Source organism: Aquabacterium fontiphilum (assembly GCF_009909205.1).
Taxonomy (GTDB): domain Bacteria; phylum Pseudomonadota; class Gammaproteobacteria; order Burkholderiales; family Burkholderiaceae_C; genus Aquabacterium; species Aquabacterium fontiphilum.
In genome coordinates, this window is the sequence record NZ_JAAAPN010000005.1 from 236061 (window position 1) to 253393 (window position 17333).

Below are 17333 nucleotides of genomic sequence, written 5' to 3' on the forward strand. Positions count from 1 at the left end.
TGCGCCAGATTCGGGAAATCATCCCATTCGCTGACGCGAGCCCAGTAACGATTTGGGTCCATGCATCCGGTCCACCCCGGTTGCCTTCTCAGCTTCTTGTGTCTAGGCTGCCTTTCGGCAGGTGAAAGCCTGCTCGGATGGAGGGAGCCGCGGCTGCCTTTTGTCCAGAACAAACAAAGGGCCGCATTCCAAAAGTGGAGAAAGACACATGAAATTTGCACTCAAGACTCTGGTGGCCGCAGCCGCCTTCGCAGCTGCTGGCGTGGCTTCTGCTGCCACCGTGGCACCCGGCGGTAGCCTGGGCGGCGGCCTGATCTTCGAATCGGGCTCCGGCAAGCTCGAGTTCAGCGGCGCCCTGCTGGAAGCCCTGGACGTGGGTCAGATCGAGATCACCGAAATCCCGACGCTGATCAGCTCCGAGATCAACATCCACCCCGATGGTTACTACACCGGCGTGAGCGCCACCGCGGGCATCAATGCTCTGACCGTGGACGGCGACCTGAACGTGCTGTCGGCTGCCACGAGCGGCGGTCTGCTGCAGACCGCTCCGGTGCTGCGCAGCGTGTCGCGCGGCGGCTTCCTGGGCGTGAGCAACCTGAACGTTGATCTGACCACCAAGCGCGTTTATGCCGACATCAGCGGCGGCAACGGCGTGGGCAATCTGACCAACTTCTACCTGTGGGACATCGCGGACATCACTGGCCCGACCCAGGTCACTGGCCCCGGCACCTTTGTGACCACGCTGTCCGGCCTGTCGATCACGCAGGAAGGCTTCAACGTGTTCTCGCAATCGCTGGGTCTGCTGACCCTGGGCGTTGGCGCGCTGCAAACCGTGGACAACTTCGGCACGATCACCTCGACGATCACCGTGGCTGTGCCCGAGCCCTCGACCTACGCCCTGATGGGCATCGGTCTGGTGACGGTCGGTCTGGTGGCCCGTCGCCGCGCCAAGGCTCAGTGAGCCTGAGCTGACCTGAAGGCGTTCGGGCTCGTCCACTCGGCCTGACGCCCATTTTGAGCCCGGTGCTCGCGAAAGCGGGCGTCGGGCTTTTTGCTGTCAGCTCGGGGGATTCCTCCCCCCCGGGTAAGGGGGGGGTGGGTTCGCTTCAAGGGAACTCTCGCGCCTTTTGCAACCGTTATGCGGGATAACGCGGGTTGTGAGGGCGTTGAGCGGCGCTAAATTCATTCAACAGAGTCCGGAAAGGCCTCTGAACGCGCGCAAGGAACCCGCGGATGCCTTGAGCCGACAAGCAAGATAAAAGGGCCGCAATTGAGTGGAGAAACGACATGAAGTTTGCATTGAAGAGCGTGGTCGCTGCCGCTGCCTTCGTGATGGCTGGTGCTGCCTCGGCCGCGGCAGTTACCGTCACCCCCAGCGACACTTACAAGGGCCTGACGGCCACTGGTACGGGCGAGCTGAAGTTCAGTGATGCGTTGCTGGAAGCGCTGGACGTGGGGCAGATCGCCATCACCCCCTACGGCTCGCTGGCTGGCGCCGTCATCGACAACTCGCTGGGCTACTACACAGATGTTCGCGCCAAGGCCAACATCACTTCCCTGACCATTGACGACGCCACGGACGAGGTGCTGCGTGCCTCTACCACCGGCGGCCTGACCCAGACCGCTGAGTTCCTGCGTTCGGTGACCACCGGCGGTTCGCTGACCGTGACCGATCTGAACGTCGACCTGGTCGGCAAGAAGGTGTTTGCCACCATCATCGGCGGCAACGGCGTGGGTACGCTGACCAACTTCCACCTGTGGAACATCGGCAACATCGCTGGCCCCACCACCGTGGCTGGTGCTGGCACCTATGTCACGACGCTGAGCCAGCTGTCCATCACTCAGGCCGGTTTCGACACCTTCGTGCAGTCTCTGGGCCTGCTGAGCCTGGGTCGCGGCGCGCTGCAGACCGTCACAGACTTCGGCGTGATCACCTCGACCATCACGGCCACCGCCGTGACGCCGGCCATCCCCGAGCCTTCCACCTACGCCCTGATGGGCCTGGGTCTGGTCGGCATCGCGCTGGCTGCCCGCCGTCGCGCCAAGTGAACGCGGGCCGGCTGCACGCCGGCCGCGTCGGAAAACCCGCTGCCTCGCAGCGGGTTTTTTTTCGGGCGCATCACCCATCGGGCGGGAATAAATCGCGTGCTTGAGGGGTTAGCCCGCCCCGCGATCGCGGGGGGTGAGCGTGGGGGAGTCGGCAAATCGCGGCCCCCGTCACGTTTTGCCGCGCTTGTCCCGTTGTGACACACCGCGATCCCGTCTTATCCTTCAGTTAACAGATGCCGATATGGGCTCTGACCCGGCACACGGAGACAAGCGGATGCCACCGTGCCGGGGCAGTGGGTAGTAAAAGGGCCGCTTAGAAGTGGAAGTAAACATGAAATTCGCGATCAAGAGCATTGTTGCCGCCACCGCCTTCGTTGCTGCTGGCTTGGCCTCTGCAGCCCCCGTCGTGGTGGCCGCCCAAACGGGTGTCTTCAATGGTCTGAGCATGGAAGGCACCGGCACGCTGAAGTTCAGCGACGCCCTGCTTGAGGCCCTGGACGTCGGTCAGATCGTCATCAACCCCTACGGCGGTCTGGTGTCTTCGGTTGTCGACAATAGCCTGGGCTACTACACCAACGTGCAGGCCACGGCCCGCATCAACAGCCTGACCGTGGAGTCGACGAACGGCAACGTGCTGAGCGCAGCCACCACCGGCGGCCTGACCCAGACCGCCACCTTCCTGCGTTCGGTGACCAACGGCGGTTCGCTGACTGTGACCGACCTGAACGTTGATCTGGCCAACAAGAAGGTGTTTGCCACCATCATCGGCGGCAACGGCGTGGGCACGCTGACCAACTTCCACCTGTGGAACATCGCCAGCATCACCGGCGCCACCTCGGTGACCGGCGCTGGTACCTTCACGACCGACATCTCGGGTCTGTCGATCACGTCGACCGGTTTCGATGTGTTCGTGCAATCGCTGGGCCTGCTGTCGCTGGGCCGCGGTGCACTGGCCACCGTGGAAGACTTCGGCACCATCAAGTCGACCATCGTGGCAACGGCTGTGACGCCTGCCATCCCCGAGCCGTCGACGTACGCCCTGATGGGTCTGGGCCTGGTTGGCATCGCCCTGGCTGCCCGTCGTCGCGCCAAGTAAGTCCTGAATCTGGCCGGCCCTGGGTCGGCTGGATCTGGCAAAAGCCGCTGCTCCGCAGCGGTTTTTTTTTGTCGTGCGGTGGGTGTACGCGATGGGATATTTGCCGTCATATCGGGGCAACCCGTCCCGTGTTTGCGGGGGCGTCAGCCTGAGGTGCCTTCTGGATGGGATGCTTGCGACACTGCGGCGCGGGCTGACGGGTTCGGCAGCGGGTGTGATCGTCCTATGCTGAAGGCCTCGCTCCGACGAGACCCACATTGCCAATAAATTGCAGGACACCATGACACTCGCGATCAAGAATCTTGTTGCCGCTGCCGCCTTCGTGGCCGCCGGAATGGCATCGGCCGCTCCCGTCACTGTGGTGACAGGCTCTGACAACTACAACGGGTACCCCATTTCCGGCACCGGGACGCTGGCTTTCAGCGCGGCGCTGTTGGAGGCGCTGGACGTGGGCCAGATCGTCATCTCGCCCTACGGTGACCTGGTGTCGTCTGTGGTGGACAACGATCAAGGCTACTATGAGGCGGTCTCTGCGACCGCCCGCGTCACCAGTCTGTCGATCGACTCAGCCACCGGTACGGTGCTGAGCGCTGCCACGACAGGGGGTCTCCAGCAGATCGCGCCGTTTCAGCGCTCCGTGTCGACTGGCGGCTCGCTGATCGTGACCGATCTCAATGTGGATCTGGGCGCCCAAAGGGTGTTCGCCACGGTCATCGGTGGCAACGGTGTGGGTACCTTGACCAACTTCCATCTGTGGAACATCGACAGCATCACCGGCGCCACCGCCGTGACGGGGCCGGGTGAGTACACCACCTACCTCTCGGGCTTGTCGATCACAGAAGCGGGCTTCAACACCTTTGTACAGTCGCTGGGCCTGCTGAGCCTCGGGCGCGGCGCGCTGGCCACCGTGGAGGACTTTGGCACCATCACGTCGACCATTCTCGTCGCCGGTCCCCTGACGCCGCCCATCCCGGAGCCCTCAACGTATGCGCTGATGGGCGTGGGGCTGTTGGGCATCGCACTCGCTGTGCGTCGTCGTCCGAAGTGACACCATGCTGTGATCGTCAACGATGATTTGGTTTCGAAGGCGGTTGCCGCAAGGCAGCCGCGTTCTTTTTGTTGCATGCCGGTGTTGCGTCATCGGGCTTACGCCGAATTGACAGCCCGCGCCCCCTGGTAAAACATCACACATTCTGCGCATGCAGGGCGCTTGCATCACACGCGCGCCACTGATCTGATTCTTCGAGGAGACAACATGACCTTACCGGCCCGGATGCGAGCAGGACTCGCAACGGTACTGGCAGCTTCGGCTGCTTCCTGGGTGGCCCCTGCGGTAGCGCAGACCTCGCCCATTGACACGATCTTTTCGCAGGTCACCCCGTCGCTGCGCGACCGCATGTTCATGCGGTTGAACTACATCCATGTGAATGTAAAGACGTCTTCGGGCGAAACCTATGACGTCACCGGGCCGGTGGTGCAGCGCGGCGATCTGGCGACCTATTTGGGGGCCGGCACGCCTTTTCTTGCCTTCAACGGCAACCTTTCCCTCTACAACTCCAGTGCGAACTTTCTCAGAAAGTATGGCGACGCCAATCTGAGCGCGCCGCCCACTGCAGCCACACCCAATGCCAACGGACTGCTGGAGGAAGCCATCGACCAGCAGCTCGAGGCAACGCCTGGTTGTGTGCGTTTGAGCGAGGGGCTCGGGACGCCGTGCGGCATCTACGCGCGCAGCGACAGCACGGTGGGCACGCCGGCCATCAGCGTGGGCTACTTCCTCGACGAGGCGCGAAATTGGAGCATTGAGGCCTTCTTGCTGGCCGCGCCGCTCAAAGTGGACGTCATGGGTGACGGCAACAATGCCCTCAATGGCGTGAACATCATCAAGACCAAGCTTCTTCCGCCAACGGCTTCCATCTCACGCCACTTCGGTGCGCGTGATGCCGCCTTGCGCCCGCATGTGGGTTTGATGGCTTCTTACGCGGTGTTTTTCGACACCAAGGCCACCCAAGGGCTGGCCGACTATGTGGGTGGCGACACGCGCATCTCGATCAAGAACGCCTTCGGGTGGGGCCCGACGGCGGGCTTCAAGTACCAGCTCAATGACGACTGGCACGTGAACCTGGGCGTGGGCAAGATCCGCTATCGAACCGAGGCCACCCTGGTGACGCCCGTGACTGTGATCCGCAGCGAAACCGCGGTGCTCAACGACTACGGGTCTTACATCACCAACGCGATTGGCGCGACCCAGGTCCTGTTCCGGCCGGGTTCGAGCAACGGTGGCAACCATGTGGCCGGGCCGAATGACCCTGCGGGTTATGCGCCGGGCGAGGCCGTCCCGGCGATCACCGGTCTGATGTGCGATCTGGCGTCAGCCAAGGCTGGACGCGCCACCTGCGACCACGGCAGCTTCACCCGCAAGCAGTCCACCAAGCTGGACAACACGCTCTTTGTCTTCAGTGTTGGCCGCTCATTCTGATAGGTTTTTCATGCGCAAAACTCTCATTCAACTGGGCGCGGCGTTCGCCCTTGGTTCGGTCTTTGTGAGCCCCGCTGCGGCCCAGGGCTACGCAGGGGCCGTGTTGTCGCTCTCCAAGGTGTCGGATGGCTGCCCGCTGCCGGAGAAATGCGATGACTCGGGCCGGGGCGGCAAGCTCTACTTCGGCACCCGCATGGCCGAGCCGCTCCTCCGCTTGGGCGCCTTCAAGGTGGCAGCCATGGAGGTGGGGCTGTTGCGGTCCAGCAAGGCCCGTTCTCAGGGGGTGGAGCTGGTGGATATCGTCGACGAGGGCGAGCTGCCGTTCGCCGTGCGCAACACCATCAAGGCCGATGCGCTGACGTTCGCGCTGGTCGGTTCATTGCCGGTGGCGGATCGGCTGGCACTCGACGTCAAGGCGGGCGCAGCCTATGTGTCGTCGACCATCCGATACGAATTTGACGGACGCTCTGACGGGTCGCGCACCCGGAACCGGCTGAGCCCCTATGCGGGTCTGGCGCTGCAGTATGGCGTGCTCTCGAACGTGCGCGTGGGCGCAGCGGTGGACGTGTTCCGCTTCAACGTCGCAGGCGAAAGCGGTGTCGTGTCCCAGCTGGGCTTCGGCGCAGAAGTCGACTTCTAAGGCCCAGGCCGGTGGGTTCGCCGGCTGGCGAGCCTCACCGGCTCAATGCGCGATTGAAGCGGCGGCTCGACTGATGGCCTGAGCGGGGCATCCACCATGTCGACAGCGACGTCCGCAGAGGGGTATCTGGCGAGCAGGCGAGTCAGATCCTGTCCGGATTGGATTCGGATGAGCTCGGAATAGAACTCGGCGCCGAACCCGATGGGATAACAAGGCAAGCCCTGGTGCGTCGGCACCACCAGCGCGTGGCGCTGCAAAGCGTGGGCGATGCGCTGGAGGCTTGCGCCGCTGGGCAGATCGGCCGAAGCTGGCTGGTACAGCCAGCCGGGACTTTGCGAAGTAGCCTGAACCACCCGCGCCAGCGTGTGGATGGAGGTCGCGGCAGCCGCACTGGCGCGCGGTTGTTCGAGAACCCAGCATGTCGGTGGCAGCGATACCGTCCCTTGTGCCACGCCGTACGGTAGCGCGCACACTGCCGGCATGCCGCTGTCCGCCGCGTTGCGCACGATGTGGCTCATGCGCTGCCATAGCCCGTCAGCCCGTTCCGGGAATGCTGCCGAGCACGGCGTCGCCACGATGATGAGTGTGGGTTGTCCGGCCATACGGTTGCTGGTGTTGACGAAGCCAGTCTGCGCCCCCCTGCTGCACCGCACCACGGCAGCTTCACTTACGGGCTTACCCTCGCGCAGGCTTGATCCCGCTCATTTCAGGTGGGAATGGATCTGGTCGATACTTCCAGCATGGACAAGACCCCACATGATCTGGCGCAGATGCGCCGCCAGTACGAGCTGGCCGAATTGGACGAGACCCACGTTGCGGCCGATCCGCTCCATCAGTTTCAGCGCTGGTTCGACGAAGCCGTGAGGGCCAAGGCGCTCGAACCCAACGCCATGACGCTGGCCACCGTATCCGCAGAAGGCCGGCCGTCCACCCGCGTGGTGCTGCTCAAAGGGTTGGATGAGCGCGGCCTGGTCTGGTACACCAATTACGAAAGCCGCAAGGGTGCGGAGCTGGCGGTCAACCCGCACGCTGCGCTGCAGTTCTTCTGGCCCGAGCTGGAGCGTGTGGTGCGTGTCGAGGGCGTGGTCAGCAAGCTGGCAGACGCCGAATCGGACGAGTACTACCGCACCCGGCCCCTGGGCTCGCGAATCGGTGCCTGGGCATCGCCGCAAAGCCAGGTGATCCCCTCGCGGGCTGCGCTGGAGGCCACCTGGGCTGCCGAACAGGCCCGTCAGGGCGATGACCCGGTGCGCCCGCCGCAGTGGGGCGGCTACCGCCTGCAGCCGCTGTACTGGGAGTTCTGGCAGGGACGCGCCTCGCGTTTGCATGACCGGCTGGTGTTCCAGCGCACCGAAGAAGGCGCGGTCTGGCAGCTGTCTCGCCTGGCGCCCTGATTCGGTTCCAGACGCGGTGGCGCCGACCGCGCTCAGCGCGCCGCCTGGTCGACCCAGTCCGGAAAGCTGCGCTGGAAGGCTTCAACCTTTGGAGCCACCACGAAGGCGCAGTAGCCCTGATACGGATGGCGGTCGAAATAGCGGTGGTGTTCGTCTTCGGCCACGTGGTAGTTCGCCACCGGTGCCACTTCGGTGACGATGGGCGCGTCGTACGCGCCTGATTGCGTCAACGTGGCGATCGCTTCGCGGGCCTCGGCGGCCTGCTCTGCGTCGTGCGTGTAGATGCCGGAGCGGTACTGCGTGCCCACATCGTGCCCCTGGCGGTTCGGCGTGGTGGGGTCGTGGATGCGGAAGAAGACCGCCAGCAGTTGCCGGTAGCTGACCACGGCCGGGTCGTAGCGCAGCCGGACCACCTCGGCATGCCCCGTGTCGCCGCGGCACACGCGTTCATAGGTGGGCGAAGGGTGTGGGCCGTTGCTGTAACCGGGCTCGACGTGCGCGACGCCACGCACGCGCAGGAAGACGGCTTCCAGGCACCAGAAACAGCCGCCCGCAAAGGTGGCTTCGGCCAACGGCCCGGTGGAGGGGGCGGACGAGGTGTTCATGCCTCGATGCTAGCCAGAAATGAGAAACCCCCGGGCTGAGCCGGGGGTTGGGCGGGCGCACCGCCCAAGAAAGCGGCAGAGGGTCTGTCTGCCAGCTTTCCGACCGCAGTGACTGCGGCCTGAGGAGATGCCTGTTTCGACAGGCAAGCTCAGATTACGGCAATTCGGGCTCCCGTGCAAGTGGTTGCAGGTACGCGCCGTACGCGCGTTCCCGTGCGGGGGCGATGGCAGCGAAGCTCACCGGCGCGCGCCCAAGATCTGCGCCACCAGGCTGTCGACGCGCTCGTTCACAGCGGCCGGCATGGTGATGGTGCGCCCCCATTCGCGTTGGGTTTCGCCGGGCCATTTGTTGGTCGCGTCCAGCCCCATCTTGCCGCCCAGGCCGCTGACAGGCGAGGCGAAATCCAGATAGTCGATCGGCGTGTTGTCCACCAGGGTGGTGTCGCGCACCGGGTCCATCCGGGTGGTGATGGCCCAGATCACTTCCTGCCAGTCGCGGATGTTCACGTCGTCGTCGACGATGACGATGAACTTGGTGTACATGAACTGGCGCAGGAAGCTCCACAGGCCGAACATCAGGCGCTTGCTGTGGCCTGGATAGGCCTTCTTCATGCTGATGATGGCCATGCGGTAGCTGCACCCTTCGGGCGGCAAATAGAAGTCGACGATCTCGGGAAACTGCTTTTGCAGGATGGGCACAAAGACCTCGTTGAGCGCCACGCCCAGCACGGCGGGCTCGTCGGGCGGTTTGCCGGTGTAGGTCGAGTGGTAGACCGGCTTGTCGCGGTGGGTGATGCGGTTCACCTCGAACACCGGGAACCAGTCCTGTTCGTTGTAATAGCCCGTGTGGTCACCAAAAGGCCCCTCGAGTGCGTGCAGGTAGCCGCCGCGTTCCATCAGCGGCACGCCGTGCTCGCTTTCGCCTTTGTAGCCGGCCGGGGCGGGCGGAATGTGGCCCTCCAGCACGAACTCGGCGCTGGCGGGCACCTGCAGGCGTGCCTCGCCTTCGCCCACGCCGGTGTCCACCACCTCGGTGCGGCTGCCGCGCAGCAGGCCGGCGAACTGGTACTCGCTCAGCGAGTCAGGCACGGGGGTGACGGCGCCCAGGATGGTGGCCGGATCGGCCCCAAGGGCCACGGCGATCGGGAAGGGCTGGCCTGGGTTGGCCAGCGCGAACTCGCGGAAGTCGAGTGCACCGCCGCGGTGGGCCAGCCAGCGCATGATCAGTTGCCGCTTGCCGATCAGTTGCTGGCGGTAGATGCCCAGGTTCTGACGGCGGCGCGGGTTGGGGACGCCTTGCGGGCCGCGGGTGACCACCAGCCCCCAGGTCAGCAGCGGTGCGGCGTCATCCGGCCAGCAGTGCTGGATGGGCAGCTGCGTCAGGTCCACCTCGCTGCCTTGCAGCTTGACCTGCTGGCAGGGGGCGCTGCGCGAGGCACTCGGCTTCATGTCCCACAGGGCCTTGGCCATCTGCAGCAGCTTGCCGGCGTCTTTCAGGCCGCGGGGCGGCTCGGGCTCTTTCAGGCTGGCCAGGACGCGGCCGATGTCGCGCAATTCGCTGACGTCATCTGCCCCCATGCCCATGGCCACCCTTTTGGGGGTGCCGAACAGATTGGCGAGCACCGGGACGCTGCTGGCGCGGCCGTCGGCCAACCGCGGCGACTCGAACCACAGTGCGGGGCCGCCTGCGCGCAGCACCCGGTCACTGAGGGCGGTCATCTCAAGATGGGTGGAAACGGGCGCGGTGACACGCTGCAGTTCGCCTTGCTGCTCCAGCCCGGCCACGAAGTCTCGAAGGTCTCGATATTTCATTTTTCAATATAAGAGATAGGCTTCTTATGCTTGACTGGTTATTTCAAGGCTGCCTAGAATCCGCCCCGTCCCGACCTGGGCCGTGTTAACCCCAGGTTGTCCTGGTCCCGCAGTCGGGGACCGCGCGTCCGCAAGCTGGGGCGCACGCTGCGTCTTCTGAAGGGCGCGGCCATTATCACCGTGGTCCATGCGGCCCGCGTTCGTCAAACGCGAGACCGCCCGCCTGGTGAGGAAAGGAGCAGCATGGCAGAGCTTGTTCACAAGGGCGCGTCGCGCTCGACGACGGCGCTGAATGATGTGTTGGAAGGCATGCGGGTGGTCAGCCACAATTCGCTGGCCCTGCTGGGGCTGTGCGCCGTGGTGGCCGTGGTCTTCCTCGCAGGCCGTCCGGAGTGGCGTCATCAAATGGAGGCGCGCGCCCTGACATGGTTGATGGATCGCGCCACCGCACGCAGCGATGTGGCCGAACTCGACGACGGCGAGGTGTTGCTGGCCATGGCCGAGCCCGAAGCGATTCAGCGTGTCACGGCGGCGCCTGTGTCGGAACTGACGAGCCAGCAGGCCGCGGTCACGATGTGGATTGCGCGCCGCTACAGCGTGGCCCCCGAGCCCGTGGGGCGCATCGTGCAGGAGGCCTGGCACGTGGGCAAGCGCATGGGTGTGGAGCCGACGCTGGTGCTGGCCGTCATGGCCATCGAGTCAGGGTTCAACCCGTTTGCGCAAAGCCAGGTGGGCGCCCAGGGGTTGATGCAGGTGATGACCCGGGTGCACCACGACAAGTACGAGGCGTTCGGTGGCCGCCACGCGGCGTTTGACCCGTTGACCAATGTCAAGGTGGGCGTGCAGGTGCTCAAGGACTGCATTCGCCGGGCCGGCAGCCTGGAAGGCGGCTTGAAGTTTTACGTTGGCGCGGCCAACCTGCCGCATGACCGTGGCTACGTCGCCAAGGTGCTGGCCGAGCAGGGCTATCTGCGCCAGGTGGCATCCGGTGGCAAGGTGGCGCTCAATGCGCCGCTGCCCCAAGGCGTGTTGATGTACTCCACCCGTCCTGCCGCAGCTGCCGATGCCGAGGCGCTGGATGGTGGTGTGGCGCCTGCGGCTCCGGGCGTCAGCCCGTCGGCACCGAAGTCGCATGAGGCTCCCTCGCCTTTGCCGGCTTCTCCGGACCGCCCAGAACGGGTGGCGGCCGCCTGACAGACCGGGCGCAACTCGCTACAATCCGCCCGTCACGCGACTGGCGATACCGGGGCGTGCGGTCGGTCTGACCGCGGCGGCCCGCAGGTGGTGAACCACCGGGGAGCGTGACCGGCCCTGAGCACTGTTGGGCCGTTCCGCCGTGCGCCTGGGCAGCCCTCACCCCCGACGTTGCTGGATCAGCCAGGCGTCGGCCTGCGGGTCTTCCACTTCGAAGAGAACTGCCACGTCATGTTTGACCGCGCCAAGCACACCATCGCCAATGTCGATCCCGAGCTGTTCGCCGCCATCCAGGCCGAGAACCAGCGCCAGGAAGACCACATCGAGCTGATCGCTTCCGAGAACTACACCTCGCCGGCCGTGATGGAAGCCCAGGGCTCCCAGCTGACCAACAAGTACGCCGAGGGCTACCCCGGCAAGCGCTACTACGGCGGTTGCGAGCATGTCGATGTTGTCGAGCAATTGGCCATTGATCGCCTGAAACAGCTGTACGGGGCAAACTTTGCCAACGTGCAGGCCAACTCCGGTTCGCAGGCCAACCAGTCGGTGTTCTTTGCGTTGCTGCAGCCCGGCGACACCATCATGGGCATGAGTCTGGCCGAGGGCGGCCACCTGACCCATGGCATGCAGCTCAACATGTCGGGCAAGTGGTTCAAGGTCGTGTCCTACGGCCTGAACGAGCAGGAAGACATCGACTACGACAAGATGGAAGCTCTGGCGCGCGAGCACAAGCCCAAGCTGATCATCGCTGGCGCCTCCGCCTTCGCCCTGCGCATCGACTTCGAGCGTTTCGCCAAGATCGCCAAGGAAGTCGGTGCCTACTTCATGGTCGACATGGCCCACTACGCCGGCCTGATTGCCGCGGGTGTGTACCCCAACCCCGTGCCGCACGCCGATGTGGTCACCTCGACCACCCACAAGAGCCTGCGTGGCCCGCGTGGCGGCATCGTGCTGAGCAACAACGAAGAGATCGCCAAGAAAATCAACTCGGCCATCTTCCCCGGGATCCAGGGTGGTCCGCTGATGCACGTCATTGCTGGTAAGGCCGTGGCCTTCAAGGAAGCCCTGTCGCCCGAGTTCAAGGCCTATCAGCAGCAGGTCGTCAAGAACGCTGCGGCCCTGGCCGACACGCTGACCCAGCGTGGCCTGCGCATCGTCTCGGGGCGCACTGAAAGCCACGTGATGCTGGTCGACCTGCGCCCCAAGAACCTGACGGGCAAGGAAGCCGAAGCCATCCTGGGCGCCGCGCACATCACCTGCAACAAGAACGGCATCCCCAACGACCCGCAGAAGCCGATGGTGACCTCGGGCATCCGTCTGGGCTCGCCGGCCATGACCACCCGCGGCTTCAAGGAAGAGCAGGCTGTGATCGTGGGCAACCTGATTGCCGATGTGCTGGACAACCCGCACGACGAGGCCACCATCGCACGCGTGCGCGAGCAGGTCTCGGCGCTGACGCGTCAGTTCCCGGTGTACACCGGCCAGGCCGCCTGAGTCGGCGATGCGCTGCCCCTTCTGCGGCCATCTGGAGACCCAGGTCGTCGAGACCCGCGATTCGGCGGAAGGGGACAGCATCCGCCGCCGCCGCAAATGCGGCGGCTGCGACAAGCGCTTCACCACGTATGAGCGCGCTGAGATCGAGTTGCCGGCCATCGTCAAGCGCGATGGCCGCCGCACCGATTTCGACCGAGCCAAGCTCAAGGGCTCGATGATGCTGGCGCTGCGCAAGCGACCGGTCAGCGCCGAGGCGCTGGAAAGCGCCCTGGAGGCCATCGAGGCGCGCCTGCGCCAGTCTGGCGAGAAGGAAGTCGACTCGACTTGGCTGGGTGAGGCGGTGATGCGCGAGCTGCGCAAGCTCGACAAGGTAGCCTACGTGCGCTTTGCGTCCGTCTACCGCAGCTTCGATGACGTCAACGAGTTTGTGGCGGCCATCAAGGAAACGGGCAAGAAGGCGCGTGACGCGGATTGAGGCGTCGCGCTGCCCCCACTGCTCCCCCCTGGCGCGTTCAGCGCCAGCAATCCTGAACTGTGGCGCCGCTTCCCGTGACGCCTCTGGCCCCCGTGTGGGTGAGGGTGAAGTTGCCGCAGCGGTCGTTGGCCTGTGCACCTGTTGCGGTCGCGGTGAGCGTGAAAGCGCCAGCGTCGACGGCACTGATGCTCAAGGTATAAGCCGCGGTGCCGGCTCTGGGCGAGGCTTGCAGCGTGCCGGGCAGCGCATTGGCGGTGGCGCCATCAAGTTGGAGGTCGTACCGGTTGTGGGCGGCATAGAAGCGCTGCATGTGCTGCGCGGCTTCCATCAGTACGGCCTGCGCATCGGCCCGGCGGCTGCGTGCCACCTGCTCCGTGTAGGCCGGGTAGGCCACGCTGGCGAGGATGGCGACGATGGCCACCGTGATCATCAGCTCGATCAGGGTGAAGCCGCGCAGCGTGGCCGGGAGTGGGTGGAAATGGTTTGTCATCGGGCAGCCGGGGGCAGGATGCGTTGCCAGACGCGGTCCTGGATGGTGAGGGTGGTGGGCTCAGGCGGATCTTCCGGGCGCGGGTACACCTTGATCGCGATGCCGCCGTCGCTGAACTCGGACCGGCCAGGCGTGCCGTCTGGCGTGCCGTTGCCACGCAGCAGGGCCGGGTCGCCGGTGGCCGTGCGGGCCAGGCCGGCGTAGCTGGCATCGTTGCCATCGACCACCCCATTGCCATCGGTGTCATACACCGGACGGCTGAACTGGCCGCCGTACCAGACGGGCAGCAGGAAGTCGTAGGCCCGCCCGCGGCTCGCTTCGCAGCCTACGGCGCCCACGGCGGGGGTCAGCGTGCTGAAGTAGACAAAGTCGTCAAACAGCTTGGGCGCGAAGGTCACACGCGGGCGGTCTGCGGGCGCGCCCTCGCCCGCCGGTATGTCGAGGTCGACATACCAACCGCGCTGTGATCCGCTGACGGTGTTGCTACTGAGAGCCAGAAAGCGGGTGTCCTGGGTGCGCGAGATGGTCTGGCTGGCAAGGTCCATACGACGAACCACTGCGGTGCCTGCGGGCGCCGGGCTGGGAGCCGCTGAATCGGTGATGCCATACATGGTCTGAACCTGGGTGGTCTGCCGGTCGCGCTCTTCCAGCAGCTTGCCGGTGCCGAACAGCACGATCAGCTCATCGCGCCGGCGCCACACTGTCGGAGCGGCGGTGATGGGCTGAGCGTTGCCTGCCGCATCGACCGCCTCAAACAGCGGTTGACCGCCATGGCCCACCACCACGTTGCCGCCGTCGACGTCGAAGCGCCAGAGCCGGCCCTGCAAATCCCCACCAAACACCGCCAGCACGTTCTTCTGCGCATTGCGTACCAGCGTCACGCCAGACAGTCCATTTGCGCCGGCTGCGCCGACCGGTATACGCTGCACAGCGCCGCTTGCCAAGTCGATCATCAGCAAGTTGGCCTGGCCGTTTGCGCTGGCCGCGCCATTGCCGACGAACACCTTCCATTCCCCATTGGGCAAGCGGCCGACCTCGGCGCGGGACAGGATGTGTCCGACGTGGGGTGCGAGGTCGCTTGGCCATCCAGCTGTCAAATCCCACAGCAGTTCTGGCTCGTCGTCGTTCAGTGGAAGCTTCAACGCAAACAGGCCTTTGCCGCCGGCGCCCAGGCTGCCGAGCAGCACATTGGTCCATTCGCCGCGGATCTGGCTGTCGTGTTCAGACAAGGGCCCATCCACGAAGTAGCGGTGGCCGCTGGCGCCCGTGCCTGTGCCGTAATCCTGCGCCGTCAACAGATGCAGGTTGGGCAGCACGCCTCGCGGGACGAAGGCGAAGCGCTCCGAGCCGTTCGCCAGGTCGAAGCCATGCAGCATGCCGCCGTTGCTGCCGATGAAGGCCAGAGGAAGTGGGCGATTCAGCTTGCGCGAGCGAAAGCCGGCGTAGCCGTTGTCGATGCCCGTGCCGTCGTCGGCGTAGCCCATGTCCACACCGCCTCGTGCGAGCACAGGCGCGCTGTTGATGATGTCCGCCAGCAGGCTGTCGCGGCTCCTGAACCGCCCCTCTTCGCCTCCTTCACGCTGGCGATTGCCGCGAAGGTAGTCGACCAGCTCGAACGAGCCTTGCGTGAGTTCGCTTCGGTTGGTGGCACCCATGGCATCCCATGTGAAGTCAGTCAGACGAGCGGTGTCGGGGTTGTAGATGCGAATCTGGCGCACAGGCGTGCCCTGGTTGAGCCAGCTGCTTGCTCGCCACATCGGCAAGTTGGTCGGAAGCCCGCTTTCGTCCACGGTCCGCCCTTGGGCGTCCAGGCGGAACGCGTAGACCTCACCTGTCCATTCGCCGGTCAGATACTCGGAGACGAGCTTGATGTTGCCGGACTGCAGATTGGGGCCCGCCGTGGCCACGGCGCCTTCCCGCAGGCTTTCGGCGCGGGCTTGGCCCACGGCCTTGCGGACGGCTTCCTGCAGGTCACCCGCCGAGCGCACACTGAAGTAGGCCCCACGGCTGTTGACGGCGGCGTGCCAGAGGTCGTCGATCTTCGCGGCATCGTTCGTGGCAGGGTCGGGCCATTCCAGCCGGCCCGCCTCGATGTCGGCCAGGGCGGTGCGGCGGTCCAGCGTGCCGTCCACCCCCATGCCGACGGTGAACTGGCTGAGATGCTGCCAGGTGGCCGGGTTGCGACGGCTGGCCACGACCTGGTTGGGCGCGCCCGACAGGTCGTTGGCCCAGTACTTGAGCGCGAAGTCGGCCAGTGTGTTGCTGTAGCCTGTGGCTGAGGTGCTCGCTCGGTCGCGGTAGGGGCGCTCCGGCTGGTAGACGGTACCCACGCCAGCTTGGGTGATCGTGCTGCCGTCCAGGTTGCCGACCAATCGCGCCGAACCGATGCTGCCACCGAGCGCACCTTCGTTGATGGGGTCGTCGTTGTAGTAGCCGTCTGTCGTCAGGATGTTGTATGAGCGGCGGCATGCGGCAAGGGTGGTCGCGCTGCTGCCTGGCGCGTCTGCCCAGGGGCTGTCCGAGCCTGCACGCTGGAAATAGCGACCGACTTCGTCCAGTGCCGTGCGCAGCGGTGTGCCTTGATAGCTCGTGAAGCGCGAGCTGGTCTGGATGGCACTCAGGAAGTTTCGCCGGTGCGCTGGCGATAGGTCCCGCACGCCTTGAATGATGGGGTTTCCGCCGTCGTGCCATCGGTTTATCCGGGTGTGATGGAGCGTGGTCCAGCCCAGGCGGACGATGTCGTCCAGGCTGTGGAAGGCTTCGCTCAGCGCACCCTTGGCGACGAGGCTGCGTGTGCGGTAATAGACGAACCAGTTTGCAAAGTTGCGCTGCTCTTCTGCGCGGCTGCAGCGATTGCGGGCTGCCAGCGAGACGCAGTCGGTGCGCCCCGGTCCACGCGGAAAGTCGGCATCGTTGGCGACGTCGTGCAGATGCCAGCTCGTGACCTCATTGGGGTGGCTGTTGGGCTTGAGCGTGTAGTAGATCGCGGGGTGATGCGACCGCGAGTCCAACGTGAATGTGTTGGCCAGGTTGACGAACGGCTCGGTGCTGGTGCGCGTACCGCCTGCGCCACGCGGGATGGGGTTGATGTAGGCGCGTGTGAAAACGCCGTCGTCGTAGCGCTGGCCCGTCGACGTGCCGTCGTGGCGGACCCAGGGGCGGTAGCGTACCTCGGGGTTGTAGTAAATGGTGTTGATGGCGGCCGATCGAAGCTTGATCTGTTCGCGGAGGGGGTCTACACGGGTTTCGGCCTTGAACGCCGGCATCACCCCGCCGAACCGTGTGGCTCCGCGCTCGTAGTCGTCATCGGGATGGGGCACCCACTGCGTCGGCCCCTTGACCGAGAAAGCGACGGTCTCGACCCGACCGTTGAGCGTGAAGGTGAGCTTGGCGCTGTCTTCTGGCATGTGCCTCAAGGACATCGAGCCCGACGTGTCGAGCGTCAGCATGAGATTGGGCTTGGGCAGGGCGCCACTGTCGGCCACCAGCGGGCGCTGAGCCAGCTCTAGCGCCCAGGCCGATGTACTGGTCAGTTGCATGGCCGACAGCGACAGCCAGACGAACACACGGTGGGCTGCGGGTTGCAGAGATGACATGGGACCCTC

At 65.2% G+C, this 17333-nt stretch carries 15 protein-coding genes and 1 riboswitch; of the genes, 10 read left to right on the forward strand and 5 right to left on the reverse strand.

Annotated elements, in window-relative coordinates; translation table 11 throughout:
• Positions 1 to 208: 208 nt before the first annotated feature.
• From GTZ97_RS16480 to GTZ97_RS07915, 6 genes are all read left to right on the forward strand, one after another.
• The gene (locus tag GTZ97_RS16480) at positions 209 to 961 is read left to right on the forward strand and encodes a PEP-CTERM sorting domain-containing protein (RefSeq protein ID WP_201748203.1); all 753 of its coding nucleotides are present in this window, start codon (positions 209 to 211) and stop codon (positions 959 to 961) included.
• Between the two features lie 326 nt (positions 962 to 1287).
• A complete protein-coding gene (locus GTZ97_RS07895) occupies positions 1288 to 2049 on the forward strand; it encodes a PEP-CTERM sorting domain-containing protein (protein ID WP_236651080.1) in 762 nt (253 codons plus the stop codon).
• Positions 2050 to 2380: 331 nt separating this feature from the next.
• Positions 2381 to 3145 carry a PEP-CTERM sorting domain-containing protein gene (locus GTZ97_RS07900; RefSeq protein ID WP_236651081.1) on the forward strand — a complete coding sequence of 255 codons (765 nt, stop codon included), beginning with the start codon at positions 2381 to 2383 and terminating at the stop codon, positions 3143 to 3145.
• A 280-nt stretch (positions 3146 to 3425) separates the two neighbouring features.
• Positions 3426 to 4193, forward strand: a complete 768-nt coding sequence (locus GTZ97_RS07905; protein WP_161650031.1) for a PEP-CTERM sorting domain-containing protein — start codon at positions 3426 to 3428, stop codon at positions 4191 to 4193.
• A gap of 207 nt (positions 4194 to 4400) precedes the next feature.
• The gene (locus GTZ97_RS07910; protein ID WP_161650032.1) at positions 4401 to 5624 is read left to right on the forward strand and encodes an OmpW/AlkL family protein; all 1224 of its coding nucleotides are present in this window, start codon (positions 4401 to 4403) and stop codon (positions 5622 to 5624) included.
• Between the two features lie 10 nt (positions 5625 to 5634).
• Entirely contained in the window at positions 5635 to 6264 is a 630-nt protein-coding gene (locus GTZ97_RS07915; protein WP_161650033.1) for a porin family protein, read from the forward strand.
• On the opposite strand, the gene GTZ97_RS07920 is transcribed toward GTZ97_RS07915, so the two are convergent.
• Positions 6261 to 6782, reverse strand: coding sequence for a glycosyltransferase family protein (locus GTZ97_RS07920; RefSeq protein ID WP_161650034.1), 522 nt, complete (start codon positions 6780 to 6782; stop codon positions 6261 to 6263). The genes GTZ97_RS07915 and GTZ97_RS07920 overlap by 4 nt on opposite strands.
• A gap of 222 nt (positions 6783 to 7004) precedes the next feature.
• Here GTZ97_RS07920 and pdxH point away from each other — a divergent pair, with 222 nt between their 5' ends.
• Positions 7005 to 7658, forward strand: a complete 654-nt coding sequence (gene pdxH / locus GTZ97_RS07925; RefSeq protein WP_161650035.1) for a pyridoxamine 5'-phosphate oxidase — start codon at positions 7005 to 7007, stop codon at positions 7656 to 7658.
• A gap of 32 nt (positions 7659 to 7690) precedes the next feature.
• Here the strand turns inward: pdxH and msrA are convergent, their stop codons facing one another.
• Positions 7691 to 8263 carry a peptide-methionine (S)-S-oxide reductase MsrA gene (gene msrA, locus GTZ97_RS07930; RefSeq protein WP_161650036.1) on the reverse strand — a complete coding sequence of 191 codons (573 nt, stop codon included), beginning with the start codon at positions 8261 to 8263 and terminating at the stop codon, positions 7691 to 7693.
• 237 nt (positions 8264 to 8500) lie between these two features.
• Complete coding sequence (gene ubiD / locus GTZ97_RS07935; protein WP_161650037.1) at positions 8501 to 10075, reverse strand: 4-hydroxy-3-polyprenylbenzoate decarboxylase; 1575 nt, start codon at positions 10073 to 10075, stop codon at positions 8501 to 8503.
• 243 nt (positions 10076 to 10318) lie between these two features.
• Between ubiD and GTZ97_RS07940 the strand changes: the two genes are divergently transcribed.
• The 3 genes from GTZ97_RS07940 (at position 10319) to nrdR (ending at position 13238) form a co-directional block, all read left to right on the forward strand.
• Positions 10319 to 11269: a lytic transglycosylase domain-containing protein gene (locus GTZ97_RS07940; protein ID WP_161650038.1), complete on the forward strand. Its 951-nt coding sequence runs from the start codon at positions 10319 to 10321 to the stop codon at positions 11267 to 11269.
• Between the two features lie 26 nt (positions 11270 to 11295).
• Positions 11296 to 11430: riboswitch (ZMP/ZTP riboswitch) on the forward strand.
• A 70-nt stretch (positions 11431 to 11500) separates the two neighbouring features.
• Positions 11501 to 12763, forward strand: a complete 1263-nt coding sequence (glyA, locus tag GTZ97_RS07945; protein ID WP_161650079.1) for a serine hydroxymethyltransferase — start codon at positions 11501 to 11503, stop codon at positions 12761 to 12763.
• A gap of 7 nt (positions 12764 to 12770) precedes the next feature.
• Entirely contained in the window at positions 12771 to 13238 is a 468-nt protein-coding gene (gene nrdR, locus GTZ97_RS07950; RefSeq protein ID WP_161650039.1) for a transcriptional regulator NrdR, read from the forward strand.
• Between the two features lie 37 nt (positions 13239 to 13275).
• Here the strand turns inward: nrdR and GTZ97_RS16700 are convergent, their stop codons facing one another.
• Together GTZ97_RS16700 and GTZ97_RS07960 are read right to left on the reverse strand one after the other, a co-directional pair.
• Positions 13276 to 13728, reverse strand: coding sequence for a type IV pilin protein (locus GTZ97_RS16700; protein ID WP_161650040.1), 453 nt, complete (start codon positions 13726 to 13728; stop codon positions 13276 to 13278).
• Positions 13725 to 17324, reverse strand: coding sequence for a pilus assembly protein (locus GTZ97_RS07960; protein WP_161650041.1), 3600 nt, complete (start codon positions 17322 to 17324; stop codon positions 13725 to 13727). Before GTZ97_RS07960 ends, GTZ97_RS16700 begins: the two co-directional genes overlap by 4 nt.
• Positions 17325 to 17333: the final 9 nt, after the last annotated feature.

What these genes read in the sequence shown, in the direction of transcription:
- GTZ97_RS16480 (WP_201748203.1), top strand. Translation starts at nt 209, where the DNA reads ATGAAATTTGCACTCAAGACTCTGGTGGCCGCAGCCGCCTTCGCAGCT.
- GTZ97_RS07895 (WP_236651080.1), top strand. Translation starts at nt 1,288, where the DNA reads ATGAAGTTTGCATTGAAGAGCGTGGTCGCTGCCGCTGCCTTCGTGATG.
- GTZ97_RS07900 (WP_236651081.1), top strand. Translation starts at nt 2,381, where the DNA reads ATGAAATTCGCGATCAAGAGCATTGTTGCCGCCACCGCCTTCGTTGCT.
- GTZ97_RS07905 (WP_161650031.1), top strand. Translation starts at nt 3,426, where the DNA reads ATGACACTCGCGATCAAGAATCTTGTTGCCGCTGCCGCCTTCGTGGCC.
- GTZ97_RS07910 (WP_161650032.1), top strand. Translation starts at nt 4,401, where the DNA reads ATGACCTTACCGGCCCGGATGCGAGCAGGACTCGCAACGGTACTGGCA.
- GTZ97_RS07915 (WP_161650033.1), top strand. Translation starts at nt 5,635, where the DNA reads ATGCGCAAAACTCTCATTCAACTGGGCGCGGCGTTCGCCCTTGGTTCG.
- GTZ97_RS07920 (WP_161650034.1), bottom strand. Translation starts at nt 6,782, where the DNA reads ATGAGCCACATCGTGCGCAACGCGGCGGACAGCGGCATGCCGGCAGTG.
- pdxH (WP_161650035.1), top strand. Translation starts at nt 7,005, where the DNA reads ATGGACAAGACCCCACATGATCTGGCGCAGATGCGCCGCCAGTACGAG.
- msrA (WP_161650036.1), bottom strand. Translation starts at nt 8,263, where the DNA reads ATGAACACCTCGTCCGCCCCCTCCACCGGGCCGTTGGCCGAAGCCACC.
- ubiD (WP_161650037.1), bottom strand. Translation starts at nt 10,075, where the DNA reads ATGAAATATCGAGACCTTCGAGACTTCGTGGCCGGGCTGGAGCAGCAA.
- GTZ97_RS07940 (WP_161650038.1), top strand. Translation starts at nt 10,319, where the DNA reads ATGGCAGAGCTTGTTCACAAGGGCGCGTCGCGCTCGACGACGGCGCTG.
- glyA (WP_161650079.1), top strand. Translation starts at nt 11,501, where the DNA reads ATGTTTGACCGCGCCAAGCACACCATCGCCAATGTCGATCCCGAGCTG.
- nrdR (WP_161650039.1), top strand. Translation starts at nt 12,771, where the DNA reads ATGCGCTGCCCCTTCTGCGGCCATCTGGAGACCCAGGTCGTCGAGACC.
- GTZ97_RS16700 (WP_161650040.1), bottom strand. Translation starts at nt 13,728, where the DNA reads ATGACAAACCATTTCCACCCACTCCCGGCCACGCTGCGCGGCTTCACC.
- GTZ97_RS07960 (WP_161650041.1), bottom strand. Translation starts at nt 17,324, where the DNA reads ATGTCATCTCTGCAACCCGCAGCCCACCGTGTGTTCGTCTGGCTGTCG.